This window comes from Mammaliicoccus sp. JADD-157, from assembly GCF_049310805.1.
GTDB lineage: Bacteria > Bacillota > Bacilli > Staphylococcales > Staphylococcaceae > Mammaliicoccus > Mammaliicoccus lentus.
The window spans coordinates 395,072-412,804 of sequence record NZ_JBMOVZ010000003.1 but is presented as its reverse complement, the minus strand read 5'-3'; the positions used below and the strand labels follow the sequence as shown (position 1 = coordinate 412,804).

Annotated in this window: 14 protein-coding genes; 9 read left to right on the top strand and 5 right to left on the bottom strand. The window is 32.5% G+C overall.

Going from position 1 to position 17,733, the window contains the following annotated elements; genetic code table 11:
• The first annotated feature begins 12 nt into the window (after positions 1-12).
• The 4 genes from ACO6VN_RS11100 (at position 13) to xylE (ending at position 5,611) form a co-directional block, all read left to right on the top strand.
• Positions 13-1,167, top strand: coding sequence for an ROK family protein (locus tag ACO6VN_RS11100; protein ID WP_422404673.1), 1,155 nt, complete (start codon positions 13-15; stop codon positions 1,165-1,167).
• A 147-nt stretch (positions 1,168-1,314) separates the two neighbouring features.
• A complete protein-coding gene (xylA, locus tag ACO6VN_RS11095) occupies positions 1,315-2,637 on the top strand; it encodes a xylose isomerase (RefSeq protein ID WP_422404672.1) in 1,323 nt (440 codons plus the stop codon).
• A gap of 5 nt (positions 2,638-2,642) precedes the next feature.
• On the top strand, positions 2,643-4,133 hold the full coding sequence (gene xylB / locus ACO6VN_RS11090; protein ID WP_422404671.1) for a xylulokinase: 1,491 nt from the start codon (positions 2,643-2,645) through the stop codon (positions 4,131-4,133).
• 20 nt (positions 4,134-4,153) lie between these two features.
• Complete coding sequence (gene xylE / locus ACO6VN_RS11085) at positions 4,154-5,611, top strand: D-xylose transporter XylE (RefSeq protein ID WP_422404670.1); 1,458 nt, start codon at positions 4,154-4,156, stop codon at positions 5,609-5,611.
• 174 nt (positions 5,612-5,785) lie between these two features.
• On the opposite strand, the gene ACO6VN_RS11080 is transcribed toward xylE, so the two are convergent.
• Positions 5,786-7,183, bottom strand: coding sequence for an MFS transporter (locus ACO6VN_RS11080; protein ID WP_422404669.1), 1,398 nt, complete (start codon positions 7,181-7,183; stop codon positions 5,786-5,788).
• 319 nt (positions 7,184-7,502) lie between these two features.
• Here ACO6VN_RS11080 and ACO6VN_RS11075 point away from each other — a divergent pair, with 319 nt between their 5' ends.
• Entirely contained in the window at positions 7,503-7,964 is a 462-nt protein-coding gene (locus ACO6VN_RS11075) for a DUF2243 domain-containing protein (protein ID WP_017000043.1), read from the top strand.
• Positions 7,951-8,724 (top strand): cytochrome c oxidase assembly protein, encoded by a 774-nt coding sequence (locus ACO6VN_RS11070; RefSeq protein ID WP_422404668.1) that lies wholly within the window; start codon positions 7,951-7,953, stop codon positions 8,722-8,724. Before ACO6VN_RS11075 ends, ACO6VN_RS11070 begins: the two co-directional genes overlap by 14 nt.
• 528 nt (positions 8,725-9,252) lie before the next feature.
• Here the strand turns inward: ACO6VN_RS11070 and ACO6VN_RS11065 are convergent.
• From ACO6VN_RS11065 to ACO6VN_RS11050, 4 genes are read right to left on the bottom strand one after another with little or no spacing between them, the layout of a single operon-like run.
• Positions 9,253-9,675 carry a pyridoxamine 5'-phosphate oxidase family protein gene (locus ACO6VN_RS11065; protein ID WP_017000040.1) on the bottom strand — a complete coding sequence of 141 codons (423 nt, stop codon included), beginning with the start codon at positions 9,673-9,675 and terminating at the stop codon, positions 9,253-9,255.
• 46 nt (positions 9,676-9,721) lie between these two features.
• Positions 9,722-10,822: a quinolinate synthase NadA gene (nadA, locus tag ACO6VN_RS11060; protein ID WP_422404667.1), complete on the bottom strand. Its 1,101-nt coding sequence runs from the start codon at positions 10,820-10,822 to the stop codon at positions 9,722-9,724.
• A complete protein-coding gene (gene nadC / locus ACO6VN_RS11055) occupies positions 10,823-11,656 on the bottom strand; it encodes a carboxylating nicotinate-nucleotide diphosphorylase (protein ID WP_194200335.1) in 834 nt (277 codons plus the stop codon).
• Positions 11,607-13,181 (bottom strand): L-aspartate oxidase, encoded by a 1,575-nt coding sequence (locus ACO6VN_RS11050; RefSeq protein WP_194200336.1) that lies wholly within the window; start codon positions 13,179-13,181, stop codon positions 11,607-11,609. The genes nadC and ACO6VN_RS11050 overlap by 50 nt, the downstream gene beginning before the upstream one ends.
• An 85-nt stretch (positions 13,182-13,266) precedes the next feature.
• On the opposite strand from ACO6VN_RS11050, the gene ACO6VN_RS11045 reads away from it, so the two are divergent.
• From ACO6VN_RS11045 to ACO6VN_RS11035, 3 genes are all read left to right on the top strand, one after another.
• Entirely contained in the window at positions 13,267-14,355 is a 1,089-nt protein-coding gene (locus ACO6VN_RS11045) for a cysteine desulfurase family protein (RefSeq protein WP_422404666.1), read from the top strand.
• Between the two features lie 4 nt (positions 14,356-14,359).
• A complete protein-coding gene (locus tag ACO6VN_RS11040) occupies positions 14,360-14,878 on the top strand; it encodes a transcription repressor NadR (RefSeq protein ID WP_103269222.1) in 519 nt (172 codons plus the stop codon).
• Positions 14,879-15,058: 180 nt separating this feature from the next.
• Positions 15,059-17,407 (top strand): immune inhibitor A domain-containing protein, encoded by a 2,349-nt coding sequence (locus tag ACO6VN_RS11035; RefSeq protein ID WP_422404665.1) that lies wholly within the window; start codon positions 15,059-15,061, stop codon positions 17,405-17,407.
• Positions 17,408-17,733: the final 326 nt, after the last annotated feature.

Below are 17,733 nucleotides of genomic sequence, written 5' to 3'. Positions count from 1 at the left end.
GGGTCTTAAATTATGGAAAATAACTTATTTTTAAATATAAATAGTAATGAAAAATTAGTGCTAAAAGAAATTTTTAATCATCAAAATATTTCACGCACAGAAATATCAAAGAATCTAGGAATTAATAAAGCGACCATTTCTAGTATTTTAAATAAATTGAAGAGTAAATCTTTAGTGCGCGAAGTTGGTGAAGGTGACAGTACGAAAAGTGGCGGAAGGAAACCAATCTTACTCAAGGTTAATCATCTGTATGGCTACTTTATTTCGTTAGATTTGACGTATAGTTCTGTTGAAGTGATGTATAACTACTTTGATGGTAATGTGATTCAACACGAATCTTATAAATTACCGAATGACAATGTAAGTAGTATATTAGATATTTTGAAAGAGCACGTTGATGTTCGTGAGAAAAATGACACTATTCATGGTTTATTAGGTATGTCTGTATCTATACATGGTGTCGTTGATAATGATCAAAATGTCATTTATTTACCATTCCACAAGACAGATGGAGCTTCTATAACAGAAATGCTAAAAGAATTTGCCCAAGTTCCTGTGATGATCGAAAATGAGGCAAATCTTTCTGCATTGTATGAGCGTAATTTTAAGCATAGTTTATCGATTAATAATCTTATAGCGCTTAGCATTCATAAAGGTATTGGTGCGGGCTTAATTATTAATAATAAATTGTATCGCGGTGCCAATGGTGAAGCGGGTGAGATTGGAAAAACACTTGTATCAAAAGTAAGCAATAATGTGGAAACTTATCATAAGATTGAAGATATTTTTTCTCAAGAAGCTTTACTACAAAATTTAAGCCATCAATTAGGTGAGACGTTAACACTTAGTAAACTAATTCAATATTATAAAGAGCGAAACTCTGTAGTTGTGCAAGAGATGGAGCAATTTATTAATAAGATTGCTATATTAATACATAACTTAAACACGCAATTTAATCCAAATGCTTTTTATGTTAACTGTCCGTTAATTAATGAAATACCAGAAATTTTAGAAGAAATTAAAGAACAGTTTAAACAGTATTCTCGAAATGAAATTCAAATCAAGCTAAATTCTAATGTGAAGTATGCTACTTTGTTAGGCGGAACTTTAGCAATCATTCAAAAAGTGCTACAAATTGAAGACATTCAATTAGATATTCATATTTAAAAAGAGCTTGTTAGAAATCTTTTATAAGATTTCTAACAAGTTCTTTTTTTAATGTAGAAAGCGTTTACATAAATGATAGTATATGATATATTATTTTTAAAGTTAGTTTGTTTAATAAACTAACCAACTATCATTAGGAGGATAACAATGACATATTTCGACATAGATAAAGTAAAATACGAAGGTTCAAAATCACAAAACATTTATAGTTTTAAATATTATAATCCGGAAGAAAAAATAGGCGATAAAACGATGGCTGAACATTTAAGGTTTAGTGTCGCTTATTGGCATACATTTACTGCAGATCTTTCAGACCCATTTGGTTTAGGCACGGCTGAACGTGAATGGGATAACTTAAATGAGATGGACAAAGCTAAAGCAAGAGTGGATGCTATTTTTGAATTCATGGAAAAATTAAATCTTGAATATTTCTGTTTCCACGATATTGATATTGCTCCTGAAGGTTCTAATTTAAAAGAATCAAATGAAAACTTAGACGTAATAGTCGATCTTATTAAAGAAAAAATAGATGAAACGGGCAAGAAATTATTGTGGAATACTACTAATAATTTCACACATGAACGTTTTGTACACGGAGCAGCTACATCTTCTAACGCTGAAGTATATGCATACGCTGCAGCGAAAGTGAAAAAATCTTTAGAAATTGCTAAAAAGTTAGGCGCAGAAAACTTTGTATTCTGGGGTGGTCGTGAAGGTTATGAAAGTTTATTAAATACCGATATGAAGTTAGAACTAGATAATTTAGCAAACTTCTTCAAGATGGCTAAAAGTTATGCTGAAGAAATAGGATTTGAAGGACAATTCTTAATTGAACCTAAACCTAAAGAACCAACTACTCATCAATATGATACAGACGTTGCAACAGCTCATGCTTTCTTACAGAAGTATGGCTTAGATGATGTATTTAAATTTAATATTGAAGCAAACCACGCTACTTTAGCAGGTCATTCATTCCAACATGAACTAAGATATGCACGCGATAATCAAATGTTAGGATCAGTGGATGCCAATCAAGGTCATCCTCAACTAGGTTGGGATACTGATGAATTCCCTACAGACGTGTATGACACGACATTAGCGATGTACGAAATACTTAAAAATGATGGTTTAAGCCCAGGTGGTCTAAACTTCGATGCTAAGCCAAGAAGAACATCATTTAAACAAGAAGACTTACTATTAACGCACATTGCAGGTATGGATACATTTGCACTTGGATTAAGAGTCGCTCATAAAATGATTGAAGATAACTTCTTCGAAAATATCATTAATAAAAAATATAAATCATTTAGTGAAGGTATCGGTAAGGAAATTGTAGAAGGAACAACTTCATTTAAAGAATTAGAAAAATATGCACATAAAATAGAAAAAATTGAAAATGAGTCAGATCACTTAGAAGTAATAAAATCACAAATCAATCAATATATTCTAAATATCAATAATGGAGAATGATAATTATGAATTATGTAATTGGCGTTGATATTGGTACAAGTGGATTAAAGTCCATAGTTGTTAATAAAGATGGTGAGGTCGTCGACTCTCATAGCTTCAGTTATAAAACGACGCATCCAAAGTCTGGTTACAGTGAAATGGATCCAGATGTTTGGTACGAAGCAACAGTGAATAGTTTAACGCACTTATTAAAGAAATTTGATAAACAATCAATCACAGGTATTAGCTTTTCAGGACAGATGCATGGATTAGTCGTTGTTGACGAATCTGGTGATAGTATAAGGCCAGCTATTTTATGGAATGATACACGTACTTCACAAGAAGTGGAAGAAATTAAAGAAACTTTAGGTATGGAGTTCTTACTTAAACAAACACAAAATACTGTACTTGAAGGTTTCACACTTCCGAAATTAATTTGGCTAAAAAATAATGAACCTAATAATTATAAAAAGATTCATAAATTTATGTTGCCGAAAGATTATGTTGTCTATAAATTGACGGGTAATATTTTCACAGAACCATCAGATGCTGCTGGAACGATTATGTATAATATCAAAACTAAAAAATGGTCTGAAACGTTATTAGATCAATTAGATATTGATTCGAACATATGCCCAGAAGTGATTCCTTCTCATCAAAAAAGTGGTGTGTTAAAAGAAGATATTAAGAATCAATTAAATATTGACTGGGAAATAAATATTTATCAAGGTGGCGCAGATAATGCCTGTGGTGCACTTGGTTCTGGTATAACAGATGAAACAAAACAACTTGTAAGCATTGGTACATCGGGCGTTGCACTTTCTATTGAGAACAGTGAACATTACGAAAATGACGGTAACATGCATTACTTTAGTCATTGTGTGCCAAATCAAAAGTATATTATGGGTGTCACACTTTCAGCTGGCTATAGTTTAGAATGGCTGAAGCAATTGTTTAACCCAGATGAAGACTTTAGTACATTCTTACAAGATATTTCACAATCTAAAATAGGGGCAAATGGACTCTTGTATACACCATATCTATTAGGTGAACGTACACCGTATAACGATGCATCTGTCAGGGGTAGCTTTATTGGGCTAGATGCTAATACATCGCAAAAGGATATTAAACGTTCAGTACTTGAAGGTGTTACTTACTCTATTAATGAAAGTATCGAGATTATGAAAAATCAAGATGTCGATATAAAAGAAATTGTTTCTATTGGTGGAGGCGCAAAAAATGAAGAATGGTTACAAATACAAGCGGATATCTTTAATGCGCCTATTATGACTAGGACAGAAGAACAAGGGCCAGCATATGGTGCTGCAATGTTAGCGGCAATGGGCGAAAACTGGTTCGATACATTTCAAGATATTAGCCAATCATGGATTAACTATCATGAAAAAGTCACGCCAGATTCAAAAAATAATGAATCATATCAAAAATTATTTAATATATATAAACAAATTTATACTGCAACTCAGCCACTAACGAAAGACTTAGCTCAATTTAAATAACGAATTAGGGAGATGGGGTAATGAGTAGTTATGATAATAAGAGATTTATCTTTAAAATTGCACTAATCGCAACGCTTGGTGGGCTATTATTTGGTTATGATACAGCAGTAATTTCTGGGGCAGAACAATCATTACAAAAGTATATCACATCAGGTTATGGTAGTTTTATCCACGGAATAACAGTATCAAGTGCTTTAATCGGGTGTATTATAGGTGGATTATTGTCTTCAAATATTTCAAGAAGTGTAGGTCGTAAAAAATCTTTACAAGTTGCTGCAATCTTATTTATAGTATCAGCAATTTTATCAGGATATCCAGAATTTCTATTCTTTGATGCAGGAGAATCAAGTTTAGGGTTGTTAGTCATGTTTAATATATACCGTATTATAGGTGGGATAGGAGTGGGCTTAGCTTCTGCTATTTCTCCAATGTATATTAGTGAAATTTCTCCTTCATCAATTAGAGGACGACTCGTGTCTTGGAACCAGTTCGCAATTATTTTTGGTATGTTAGTCGTATACTTTGTAAACTATGGTATTACATTTGGTCAATCACAAAATTGGGTTGATGTAATAGGTTGGCGTTATATGTTTATGACTGAAGCAATACCAGCTGTCGTGTTCTTTGTATTACTATTCTTGGTACCAGAAACACCTAGGTATTTAATATTAGCTAATAAAGATAAAGACGCATTAACTGTTCTGAATAAAATTTATTCATCAAATGAGCATGCTAAAAAAGTATTGAAAGATATATTATCTACAAAAAGTAAGAAAAATGATACAAAAGCACCATTATTTAGTTTTGGTAAAACAGTCATTATCATCGGAATATTACTATCTATATTCCAACAATTTATTGGAATAAACGTAGCACTTTATTATGCACCGAGAATTTTCGAAACCCTTGGTGCAGGTAGTGATGCTTCAATGATTCAAACTGTCGTTATGGGATTAGTAAATGTGGTATTCACATTAATTGCTATAATTTATGTTGATAAATTTGGACGTAAACCGTTACTTATCATTGGATCAACAGGAATGGCTATCGGTATGATAGGCATGAGTATATTAACAGCAAATGGAATATTCGGTGTAATCACATTACTATTTATGGTCATCTATACTGCTTCATTTATGATGAGTTGGGGTCCAATTATTTGGGTATTATTATCAGAAATATTCCCGAACCGTATTAGAAGTAGTGCGATAGCTATAGCAGTAGCAGTTCAGTGGTTAGCGAACTTTACAATCACATCAACTTATCCATTTATGATGGATATCAGCGGTACAATGACTTATGGTTTTTATGCCACAATGAGTATACTGTCAGGAATATTTGTTTGGAAATTCATTCCTGAAACTAAAGGTAAAACTTTAGAAGAACTAGAAAGTATATGGGAAAAAGATAAACCAAAAGAAAACCAACAAACTGAAGAATACGGAAATGTACCGTATGAAAATACAGTTACGAAGTAGAAAAAAGGAGGCTGGGACATAAATACATGTCTCAGCCTCTTTTATTATAATGGCAGTAGCTGACTGGATTGAAAATGCGCTTATATCAAGCTTTTTCCAACCCTAGTCATCCTTGCCGGGGGACTACGAAATCTATTTATTAAAATGAGATTTCTGTCCCGCTCCCTTTTGTTATTATACTTTTTCAATATATTGGTCTTCATGTTCTACATCTTTACCAACTGGATCCCATTTAATAACGGTAGTAATAATTAAGCCAAGTATAGGCACAGCAGCTAAAAATAGCATTGTGTTATTTAGTCCGAAGTTAGCTAATATAATCGGGAATATAAATGTTCCGAACATGCTTCCAAATCGACTAACTGATTCAACAAATCCTGTACCTTTACCTCTTAAAATAGTCGGGTAAGATAAGGCACCAATTGCTTTACCTTGTGTGCCTGGACCGCCGGCATGACCGAATAGGAAGAATGCTACCATGAGTGCAATTAACCATGTATATGTGTGTCCGTAAAAGAATCCGATGACTAACATTGAACAACCTACAATACTAAAACCAATCATCGTTAGTTTGCGTGCACCGTATTTAGTTGTAAGTAATGCACCTACTAAACCACCAATGATACCAGCGACGTTAATCAACGCAGTACCTGATAATGATTCAATTTTATTGTCACCAATAATGTATATAGCAATTAAAGGAATATATAATCCGATTGCATAATACTGCATTCCTTGCAATGTAGCTATTGATGTCGCTAATATTGTTCTTTTACGATAACGTTTGTTGAATAATGTTCTTAAAGGATGTTTTACTTCTGTTTTACGATAAGATTCATCTTCACCTTTATTCGGTTCAAGTTTCACTTTAATATTGTAGTTCTTTTCAAGTTCTCTTGTAGCTTGAGTAAGTGTTTTGTTTTTCATGGACCAAGTAGGACTTTCACTTAAATAAAAAAGTCTCAAAACAAGTATAATCGTTGCAAATACAGCACCAAGACCTACTGAATAACGCCATAACCAAGTGCCAGTACCTAATTCATATAGCAGAATCACAATCAGTGCAGATGATACCACTGCAATATACCAGACAACTTGCCAATAATTGACGTTACGACCTTTATCCTTTTTATTACTGATTTCTGCAATGAATGTGAAAGCAACAGGGCTGTCCATACCGATTGCAAATCCCATCAATAATCTGAAACAGAGTAATATGAATGGGGTAGGCGATAACGCTGCACCGAGAGCACCTATAATTAAGGAGATTAATGAAATGGATAGAATAAGCTTGCGGCCCAATTTATCAGCATAAAAACCACCAATAGCTGCACCAATTAAAGCACCAAAAGGCATAGCAGTCATAACAAAAGATAAATATGTTGCGGATAAATTAAATTCTTCTGTAAGCTGATCAGTAGCTGTACCTAAAATAGTTAAATCGTAAGCGTCTAAAAAAATAGTCCCTAATACTATAATCAGTAGTAGTGACGTACGCTTTGTTGTTTTTCGCTCATTTACATAATCGACGATATCTTGTTTCGTATGTATTGTGATTGTTTCATTTGTCATACCCGTCCCCTCCTAAAAATATGTTTGCACACTTTAATGAAGATACAAATATGTTGAATCAGAAGCTGTTTATAGTAAATATATACCCTTTGAGTATAAATGTTAAATAATAAAAGTTATGAGTATAAATAATATTATCCGAATAACTATGTATAAAAAATTAACTACCTTACCGATTTATATATCATTCACTTTATTGTACAGTTTCCTGTACAGCAATTCGAATGGTTTAGATGAGTATTCTTAAAATAGAGAGAGATTACGCTAAACATATGAGGGTATTTGTTAGAATAAGAGCTATTTTCGAGGGGGTATTTTGATGCATAATGAACGCCAACTTTACGATAAAAAACATAGGTGGTCCGGACTTATGTTTGGCTTTGGTTTAGCGGGTTTTATAGACGAAATGGTTTTTCATCAGTTTTTACAGTGGCATCATTTTTATGATCAAATGACGAGAGAAGTAGGCTTATTTTCTGATGGTGTGTTAAACGCAATGTGTGGATTTTTTATTATTTTTGGTTTGTTTTTATTGGCAGATGCGAGACGGAAATTCAGCACGAATTGGATATTTTGGATTGGTCGAGTATTAATGGGAATGGGCACATTCCAGGTATATGACGGCATTATTAATCATAAAATTTTGAGAATGCACCAAATTCGCTACGTAGATAATGTCATTACTTATGATATAGTTTGGATTGTTACAGGTTCTTTAATGATTATCGTTGGGTATTTAATGTCTCGAAAAAGAGAGATGATAAAGCATGATAATTCTTAATTCTTTGCCTATTGTTATCATAGCGTTATCCTTAATTGGTTCGTATATTGGAATGTCATTGAAAGAACGAAGTTGGCCATTTTATAGAACATGTTTATGGGTAATTGGTGTTTGTAGTGGTTCAATTGTAATGATTGAACCAATGGCGGGTTTAATGCATCATCATTTTATTAACCACATGTATGGGCATATACTATTAGGAATGTTAGCACCCCTTTTAATGGTGCTTGCAGCTCCGATAACGTTGTTATTAAAATCATTACCTACAAAAAGCGCGAGAAAATTAACTTCGTTTATGAATACTGGTTACGTCAAATTTATAATGCATCCAGTAACAGCACTTGTCTTAAATACTGGCGGTTTATGGTTATTGTATAGGACTGATTTATTCATGTACATGCATCATTCTGCTTTAATTTATTATTTAGTTCATATTCATATTTTTCTAGCAGGATACTTATTTACGTCTATCATGCTATATATAGATCCAGTACGAAATCCTTATTCATTTCGTTACAGGGCTATTGTTATGATGATTTCAGTCACTTTGCACCAAATATTATCTAAGTCATTTTATCCTTATCCTCCTTCAGGGGTAGAGACGAATCAAGCAGAAAAAGGCGCAATGGTCATGTACTATGGCGGAGATGTAATAGAACTCTTTATTATATTTTTAATGTGTTTAAAATGGTATAAAAGTGTGAGGCCGAAAAGAATAAATCAATATAATAAGCAGAGTAGTAAGAGGCTCAATGTCTAATGATTTAAAATTTTGTTTTGTGTATCGGAGATGTATGAATGGGTAAAGCACGTTTAATTATAATGCCATTATTTATCAGTTTAATACTTACATGTATTACGTATTTTTTATTCGTAATTATTGATTTAATAACACATTACCATACTGCTGACTTGTTATTAAACGTAGATTTTGTAAGAAATTATCAAAATATAACTTTAATAGAAGAATTGAGTTATCATTTTTTAACTACTTTCATAATAGTAATTATCACTATTGTTATTTACGTTAATTTCAATAAATTGAAAATTATTTTTTTAACAACTCTCTTTATTATATTTACTGTTTTATATCCAATTCTTATAAAAATGTCAGAAAGGGATATATTTCAATATAGCTTAAATGAACATGTTATTTGGATAGTGGGCCATATATTATTTCTATACTTGTTAAACATTATTGTGACGCGTAGTTACTTGAAGTGATTAGTAATAAAAAACCTGAAAATCTTAAAAGATTTTTCAGGTTTTATTTAATATAAAAGCTTTATTATAGAGTGATAACCTGTGGTGTTTCTACATCGTCATCATTCATAAGTTTTATAGTTTTAGGTTTAATCTTTATAACGCATAAATCTGGATCTTTTTTAGAGTCAAAGAATGTTTTATCTTGGTTTTGCCATAACCAATCTATTGTTTCTTGATCTTCTATAATTTCTGCGTCAGCATCTATTTCTAAAAAGCTATGGTTCGTTGTTTCATTATATCCTAATAATACATGTGCTTTCGGATTATCTCTGAATTCTTCAACTTTTGTCGTTTCTTTGCTTGTTTTTGTATATAGTGTCAAATCGTCGTTATAAAACATCATGTAACGACTGTTTGGTACGTTATGATGAGCTGTAGATAATACACCTACTCGTGATTGATTTAAAATGTTTTCAATTTTATCTTGGATTTCAGTTTTATCCATTTCTATCACCTCACTGTAACTATACCCTGTATATATGAGTTAAATCTTAAACGATACTTAGCATACGTTCTAATGACTGCTTTGCATAATATGCTGTTTCTTCATCAACTTTAATGATGTTTTCAAGATGACCTTGTTGTATTTTGTCTAGGCACCATGCTAGATGTGGTAAGTCGATTCTATTCATCGTTAAGCATGAACACATAAGTGGATTAAGTGAGTTTATGGTGATATCAGTATATGTTGTTTTTAAACGGTTAACGAGATTCATTTCAGTTCCTATTACCCAATTAGAGCCTTTTGGAGCGTTTTTAATCTTGTCGATAATATATTTAGTAGACCCCGCGTAGTCTGCCATTTGAACAATGTCGAATTGACATTCAGGGTGTACGATGACATTTACATCTGGATCTTTTTTACGTGCTTGTTCAATGTGTATTGAATAAAATTTTTCGTGAACGGAACAATGACCTTTCCACAATATAATTCTAATATTATCTTCATTGCCATCATAATCTAATACCTTTTGAATAGGGTCCCAAACTGCCATTTCATCAAGGTTTATTCCTAGTTTATATGCTGTATTGCGACCTAAATGTTGATCAGGTAAAAATAAAATACGCTTACCTTGGTCCAATGCCCACTCTATAACGCTATCAGCATTGCCACTTGTCACACAAGAACCACCATTTACTCCTACAAATTTTTTAATAGCTGCTGTAGAGTTAACGTAAGTAAGAGGTAAAATGTTATCACCTAAACGCTGTGTTAATACTTCATAGCCATATAATGCCTGGTCGATATTTGCCATATCTGCCATTGAACAACCTGCAGATAAATCTGGTAAATATATATTTTGATTATCGTGCGTTAGTATGTCTGCAGTCTCAGCCATAAAATGTACACCGTTAAATACAAAATATTTAGCTTTTGTATTTTCTTTACATATTCTTGCTAGTTCTAGAGAGTCTCCCATTATATCTGCAAACTGCGCGACTTCATCTTTTTGATAATGGTGTGTTGGCATAAATAACTGGTCACCTAATTTAGCTTTGATTGTTCGTATTTTCTCTTCTAGTTGTTCGGTTGTCATATTTAAATATTGATCTGGTATAGACTGTGCTTTTTCTATTGTAGGATTAAACAATTAAATAACCACCTTTGCTGAAATGTCTAATGCTTGTTGATTGTAAAATAAAGAACCTACCGAAATATAATGAACACCTGTTTGAGCATATTCTAGAACATTATCAATATTGATGTTTCCAGAAGCTTCCGTCTTAATATGACTAGGTACATCTTGAATATGCTGTGCTATCCATTCAGGTTTGCAATTATCAAACATAATGATATCTACCTCTGATTTAATTGCTTCTTGTAAAGAATCTATATCTTCTATTTCGATTTCAATTTTATCCATTGGACCGACTAGTTGCTTTGCTTTTGACACGAGGTCTTGTATAGATTCGCTAAAACTAATATGATTATCTTTTAACATCAATCCATCATTTAAAGTTCGACGATGGTTGTATCCACCGCCTACGTGAACAGCATGTTTTTCAAACATACCGAGACCCGGTGTTGTCTTTCTTGTATCAACTATTTTAACATTTGTATCTTGAACTTTTTGTACGATGTGATGAGTTGATGTGGCAATGCCTGACATGCGTTGTATTAAGTTTAAAGTGATGCGTTCCATCGTAAGTAAAGTTGTGATAGAACCTTTTATAATTGCGATTTTTTGTCCTTTTTCTACAATTTCACCGTCTTTAACTAATATATTCGTATGAACATTACTTTCAATTAGTTTAAAGCTTTCTTGAATAATAGTTTCTCCACAAAAAATACCTTGAGCTTTACTGATAAGTGTTAATTCACCTTTTTGATTTAAATCAAAAACACTTGAAGATAAATCACCATAATGATTATCCTCAAGGTAAAATTGTTTGAGCTTTTCTTGGACATACAACTTGTTTAGCATGAAATTTATCCTCCATTATGATTTCTATATCAATAGTTTGTAATTGAGGTTGGCTATGCGGGTAATCCGTTCTAAAATGAACACCTCTAGATTCATTTCTATTTAAAGCTGATAAACTTACCATTTCTAAAGTTTTTATTTCTACATACCTTTGCCAATTTTCTTTATTCCATTCATCTGTAACCATTGAATTTCTAAGACAAAGTTGAATATCTTTTAAGTAACGTTGAATATTTTGACCATTACGTTCTATACCTAATACTTCAAAACTTTGATTTTGTAACGCATGAAAATCTTGTGCTGTAATGAGAGGTATTTGTAACCTACATAGTTGAATGCTTTGTATTTCTCTTATTGGAGTATTTTTTATTTTTCTTCCACAAAGGTTTCCCATAACAAGACCTTCTAAAAGTGAATTGCTAGCTAATCGATTAGCACCATGAAAATTTGTATTGCTGGCTTCACCAATAGCATAGAAGTGTGGTTCTTCAGTTGTACCGTCTAAATGCGCTTTAACGCCACCCATTGTATAGTGTGCACCTGGAGAAACAGGTATCAATTGATTATGATATGCATCCGGAAAATGTTTAACTAGATTTTTATATATCGTTGGAAATCTAGTAGGGAAGTGTTCAATATGTTTTATGTTGATATAACATTGGTGACCTTCTTTTTGTTGCTGGAAAATAGCTCTACTCGTCACATCTCGTGGTGCTAAACTACTAAGCGGATGTAAGTCGTTCATAAACTCGTGACCAATTTCATTGACTAATATACCGCCGTGCCCTCTTACTGCTTCTGAAACTAAGCCATATGTTTCGTTGATAGTGCCTAGTAAAGTCGGGTGAAATTGTATCATTTCCATATGTCTTAGATGGATGTTGCTATGATATGCAACTATATGACCTGAGTTTATTGTTTGAGACGCGCTAGAATTGATAGGAAACAAGTTACTGTAACCACCAGTAGCTAAAATCACATCATGAGCGATGATTTCTAATTTGTTGTCATGCTTATCAAGCGCAACGACACCGGATATTTCATGTGAAACGTCTCTTAATAAGTCAATCACTTCAGTTTCTTCGTAAATAGTTAAATTTTCTGACGGTAAATGTTGAATGAGATATTTAGTAATATAAGAACCTGTTTGATCGCCTCCTATGTGTAGAATACGTGCTTTCGAATGAGCACCTTCCATAGCAAAATCTAAAGAAGTTTGTTCGGATTTTTTATCAAAATTTAAGCCATCATCTATCATCTCTTGGATAATGTTATGGCTTTGTTGAATCATTGATTGGATGATGCTTAAATCACCTAATTCATTTCCAGCAGTATATGTATCTTGTATATGTGCGTTCCCATAATCATTTTCATATTTTGAAAAACAAATACCGCCTTGAGCTAAATTGCTATTATGCATATTAAGTTTATCTTTCGTAATACAATGAATTTCGACATTTGGACCTAAGGCTTTAATGGCTGATAATGCAGCAATTCCTGAACCTATCACTATAACTTTTCTCAAGTTTACACCTTACTTTACATATATGTTATATTTTATATACATTATATTGACACATGTAAAGATAAATAACAAGGGGAGTTTTGAAATGATTTATTTAGATAATGCATCAACTACGATACCTGATAATGAAGTGTTAAGTGTGTATCAAGATGTTCAAAGAGAAGCGTTTTATAATGGAGAGAGTTTACATATAGGTGGACAACATACAAATCAGTTATTAGAATCATGTAAACAATATATTAAAAAATATTTTGAAACTGATAAGGAAGTTATTTTTACAAGAAGCGGTTCTCATGCAAATGAAATTGCAATACGTAGTTATTTAGAATATCAAGAAAGAGGAACGATACTTGTATCACCATACGAGCATCTTTCTATATATGCTGCATTAGAAATGTATAAGTCGAAATTCGAAATTTTAGACTTACCTTTAGACGGTAACGGAGAAATTGATGTGGAGAGAACAACAAAATTGGTAACAGATGAAGTTGTTCTTATTATTGCACAACATGTGAATTCAGAGACTGGGTATATTTTGCCAATAAATGATTTGAGTAACATTGCAATGGAAAATCATATTCCTATACATGTTGATGGCGTTCAAGCTGTTCATAAATTAGAAGATATAAACGTTCAATTGTTTACTTCATATGCTTTTTCTAGTCATAAATTTCACGGAACTAAGGGCTCGGGTAGCTTGTTAATAAACCACGAATATGTAAAACTATTAAATGATTATTACTTTCATGAGATGAATACACAAAATGGCACGATAGATTCACCAAGTATTGTAGCCATGACAAAAGCATTATCGATTGATGATGATATTAATCATATGAAGAAAATGAAGCAATATTTATTGAATCAAGCTGTCGAATTAAGGTTTACACCCATAGTATACAATGAGGAAGCACCTCATATTTTAGCTTTACTTTCTCCAAAGTTTGAAGGGCAATATATTATGCAATACTTATCTAATAGAAATATATGTATATCGACAGGTACAGCTTGTGGTCACGGAGCATTGTTAAGTGACGGTTTACAAGTTAAAATAGATACAATAGCAGAAAAGATGTATGACCAATATATTCGTTTTTCAATTAGTAAATATACGACAAAAGCAGATATAGATAATTGCTTTGAACATTTAAAAACAATCTTAAGAGGAGACTAGCGACATGAATAATCCCTTTAATCGCAGGAAAGCAATTCTGCAGTTACTCGAATCAACAAATGAGCCAATTAGTGGTAAACAGTTGAGCCAACAATTTGGTGTTTCACGACAAATTATTGTGAAAGATATCTCTATTCTCAAATCTCAAGAACATATTATTAATTCTACAAGCAGAGGATATGTGATTAATAATACGCCTCAAGGTAAAGCGTATAAACGTGTTATTGTATGCCAGCATAACAATGAAAGAATGGAAGAAGAACTACAATTAATTATAGATAATGGGGCGATGATTGATGATGTGGCAATTGATCATCCTGTGTATGGGAATATAAAAGCAAACTTAATGATAGAAACACAAGACGATTTAGATAAGTTTATACATGCAATGAATAAATTTGAAGGACAAATGTTAGCTCATTTAACGGACAATGTACATTTGCATACGATTTCAGCGCATACTGAAAAGATTCTAGATAATGCTGTTAGAGATTTAAAAGCACATCAATTTATAGTGGAATAAAAATCAAATTTTAATCTATAAAAGCGCCTCCATATTTTTTCGTATAATAACGAATTAATATGGAGGTGTATTATTTTTATATACTAAAAATAATTATTTGAATTATTTGAATTTTTCATTACTATTTTATGGGTTATTGTATATAATATGTTTATATTACACAAATAAGGGGGATTTTTAGTGAATTCATGGTTTAAAAAATTAACTTGTGTTTCTTTAAGCACAATAATAGCACTTCCTTTTTTATCACAAGGCGCTTCTGCTCACCAAGTGGCACCAAATGAAGATCGTTTACTTGAAACTTTAGAACAAGAAGGTGTTATTGAATCTACGAATACGCCTGAAGAAAAAGAAGAAAGATTAAAACGATATATGGATGGTAAAGGAGAACAATATCATCAAAAATACATACCTAATAAAGGACTTTTTGATAAGCGATATAAAAAAGGTAATAATGGTAAACGTTTAGGTCAATTGAATAAAAATGAAAAAGAAATGTATAAGAAAAAGAATAATGGTAAGCGAGTAGATAAAGTTCAAGAAGAAAAATATACTGGTAAAGTTCGTAAAGATAAAGTACTAGTTATAGCAATGGAATTTCCAGATTATCCAAATAGCTCTATTACAAAAGATGAAACAGATATGTATTATGACGAATACCCTGTTTCTCATTTTCAAGATATGGTGTTTGGAGAGAAAGGATATAAAGGCCCAAATGGTAAAAACTTGATGAGTATGAAGCAATATTATCAAAATCAATCAGGTGGCAGCTATGATATAGATGGTCAAGTACACGGTTGGTATAAAGCAAAACACCCAGCTAGTTATTATGGTGATAACGCACCAGACGAAGGTGGTAGCGATAGTAAACCGAAAGAATTAGTGCAAGAAGCGTTGGAACAAGCAGCGAAAGACCCTAGTATCGATTTAAGTGATTATGACCAATGGGATCGTGATGATATAGATGGCGATGGAGTGTATGATGAAAAAGATGGAATTGTCGATCATATTATGATTGTGCACTCTGGTCCAGGTGAAGAATCAGGTGGTGGTAAACTTGGAACAGATGCAATTTGGTCACATAGATGGTCGCTTGATTTTGATGAAAAAGGTGAGCCTTATACAATACCAGGAACTAATTCAGGATTAGATCAATTTGATGGTAAGTTAGCAGCTATTGATTATACGATACAACCAGAAGATGGGGCAGCCGGCGTATTTTCCCATGAATACGGACATGACTTAGGATTACCAGACGAATATGACACAGAATATACAGGTAAAGGTGAGCCGGTATCATTCTGGTCAATTATGTCTTCAGGTAGTTGGGCTGGTGCAATACCAGGAACAGAACCTACTGGGTTTGATCCATATATGAAAGAAATGTTGCAAGAACAACACGGTGGTAATTGGCAAACGGGAAGTGAAATTAATGCAAGTGAATTTAAAGGTGAAACATCAGAGTTAATAGATGAAGCAGCAACGAAAGGTACGAATAACGACGCAATAAAAGTTAATCTTCCTGACAAATCAACTCTGCTCCAAAAACCTGTACAAGGTAAGCAAGCATATTGGAGTGGCGCGAAAGATGATACACAATATTCGATGGAAACAGATTTAAACTTAACTTCAGCTAAGACAAGCGAGTTAAACTTCAAAACTTGGTACGATATTGAACAAGGATTTGATTATGGTTACGTACAAGTATCAACAGACAACGGTGAAAATTGGGAGAATATTAAAGGCAATATAACAAACAATGATGATCCAGAAGGAAGCGGACAAAACCAAGGTAACGGTATAGACGGTAAATCTAACGAGTATAAAGATGCTAAATTCGATTTATCGAAATACGATGGTAAAAAGATTAAACTGCGCTTTTCATACGTAACAGATAAATATGAAACATATCCAGGCTGGTTTATCGACCAAATTAAAGTAACATCAAAAGATGGAAAAGAAATATTAAACGATGATGCAGAAAGTGAATCTGATTTTGAACTACAAGGATTTACCCAAAGTGATGGAAATCGCTACGATGAAAATTATTACTTATTACAATGGAGAAACTATACTGGACCAGACAAAGGATTAAAGAACATTAAACGCGGTGGCGGAACGATGGCTTATAATACCGGATTAACAGTTTGGTACGTAGACAAAAGCTTTTCTGATAATAATGTAAAAGACCATCCAGGACAAGGATTTATAAGTATAGTGGATGCAGATCAAAACACATTAAACTGGAAGAAAAAAGGTCTCAAAGATGACCCGGCAGCAACGCAATTCCAAATTAGAGATGCAGCATTTAGTTTAGATCACCAACCAAAATTAAAATTAAAAAATGAAGAAGGATACGAACTACACGATAATAAAACGAAGAAAAATCCATTATTCGATGATAGCCAAGACTATTCAAATAAAGGGCAAGAAGACGCAGGCGTCTTAGTGCCAAAACATGGTTTAAAATTTGAAGTAGCAGCAAAAAGTAAAGACAATTCAGTAGGGAAAGTAAAAATCACAAAATAAAGAATAGATAAAAAGAGCTTGAAATAACTTTAAAAAGTCGTTTCAAGCTCTTTTGCTATTTAAAAGTAAATTGTAAAAGTGGTACCGAGTAAACCATATACATAATAAAAATAATTATTCTTTTAATCATTATATAAATACATAATTCAATTTTAATATATATACATTTTCATGCTTAAAGAAACCTATTAAATATTTCAAAAGTGTATTTAAAGTGATTGGTTGAAAAAAACAAAGTAACTATATTACTAAAATATAAAATTAAATAACTTATGCATTGTAAAATTATAATTAAAATTACCATTTGCAATATTGTCGGACGTGAT

Bases quoted from the DNA above. Each gene is read 5' to 3' on its own strand.
- xylB (WP_422404671.1), top strand. From the start codon at position 2,643: ATGAATTATGTAATTGGCGTTGATATTGGTACAAGTGGATTAAAGTCC.
- xylA (WP_422404672.1), top strand. From the start codon at position 1,315: ATGACATATTTCGACATAGATAAAGTAAAATACGAAGGTTCAAAATCA.
- ACO6VN_RS11100 (WP_422404673.1), top strand. From the start codon at position 13: ATGGAAAATAACTTATTTTTAAATATAAATAGTAATGAAAAATTAGTG.
- nadC (WP_194200335.1), bottom strand. From the start codon at position 11,656: ATGCTAAACAAGTTGTATGTCCAAGAAAAGCTCAAACAATTTTACCTT.
- ACO6VN_RS11065 (WP_017000040.1), bottom strand. From the start codon at position 9,675: ATGGATAAAACTGAAATCCAAGATAAAATTGAAAACATTTTAAATCAA.
- ACO6VN_RS11040 (WP_103269222.1), top strand. From the start codon at position 14,360: ATGAATAATCCCTTTAATCGCAGGAAAGCAATTCTGCAGTTACTCGAA.
- ACO6VN_RS11080 (WP_422404669.1), bottom strand. From the start codon at position 7,183: ATGACAAATGAAACAATCACAATACATACGAAACAAGATATCGTCGAT.
- ACO6VN_RS11070 (WP_422404668.1), top strand. From the start codon at position 7,951: ATGATAATTCTTAATTCTTTGCCTATTGTTATCATAGCGTTATCCTTA.
- xylE (WP_422404670.1), top strand. From the start codon at position 4,154: ATGAGTAGTTATGATAATAAGAGATTTATCTTTAAAATTGCACTAATC.
- ACO6VN_RS11045 (WP_422404666.1), top strand. From the start codon at position 13,267: ATGATTTATTTAGATAATGCATCAACTACGATACCTGATAATGAAGTG.
- ACO6VN_RS11075 (WP_017000043.1), top strand. From the start codon at position 7,503: ATGCATAATGAACGCCAACTTTACGATAAAAAACATAGGTGGTCCGGA.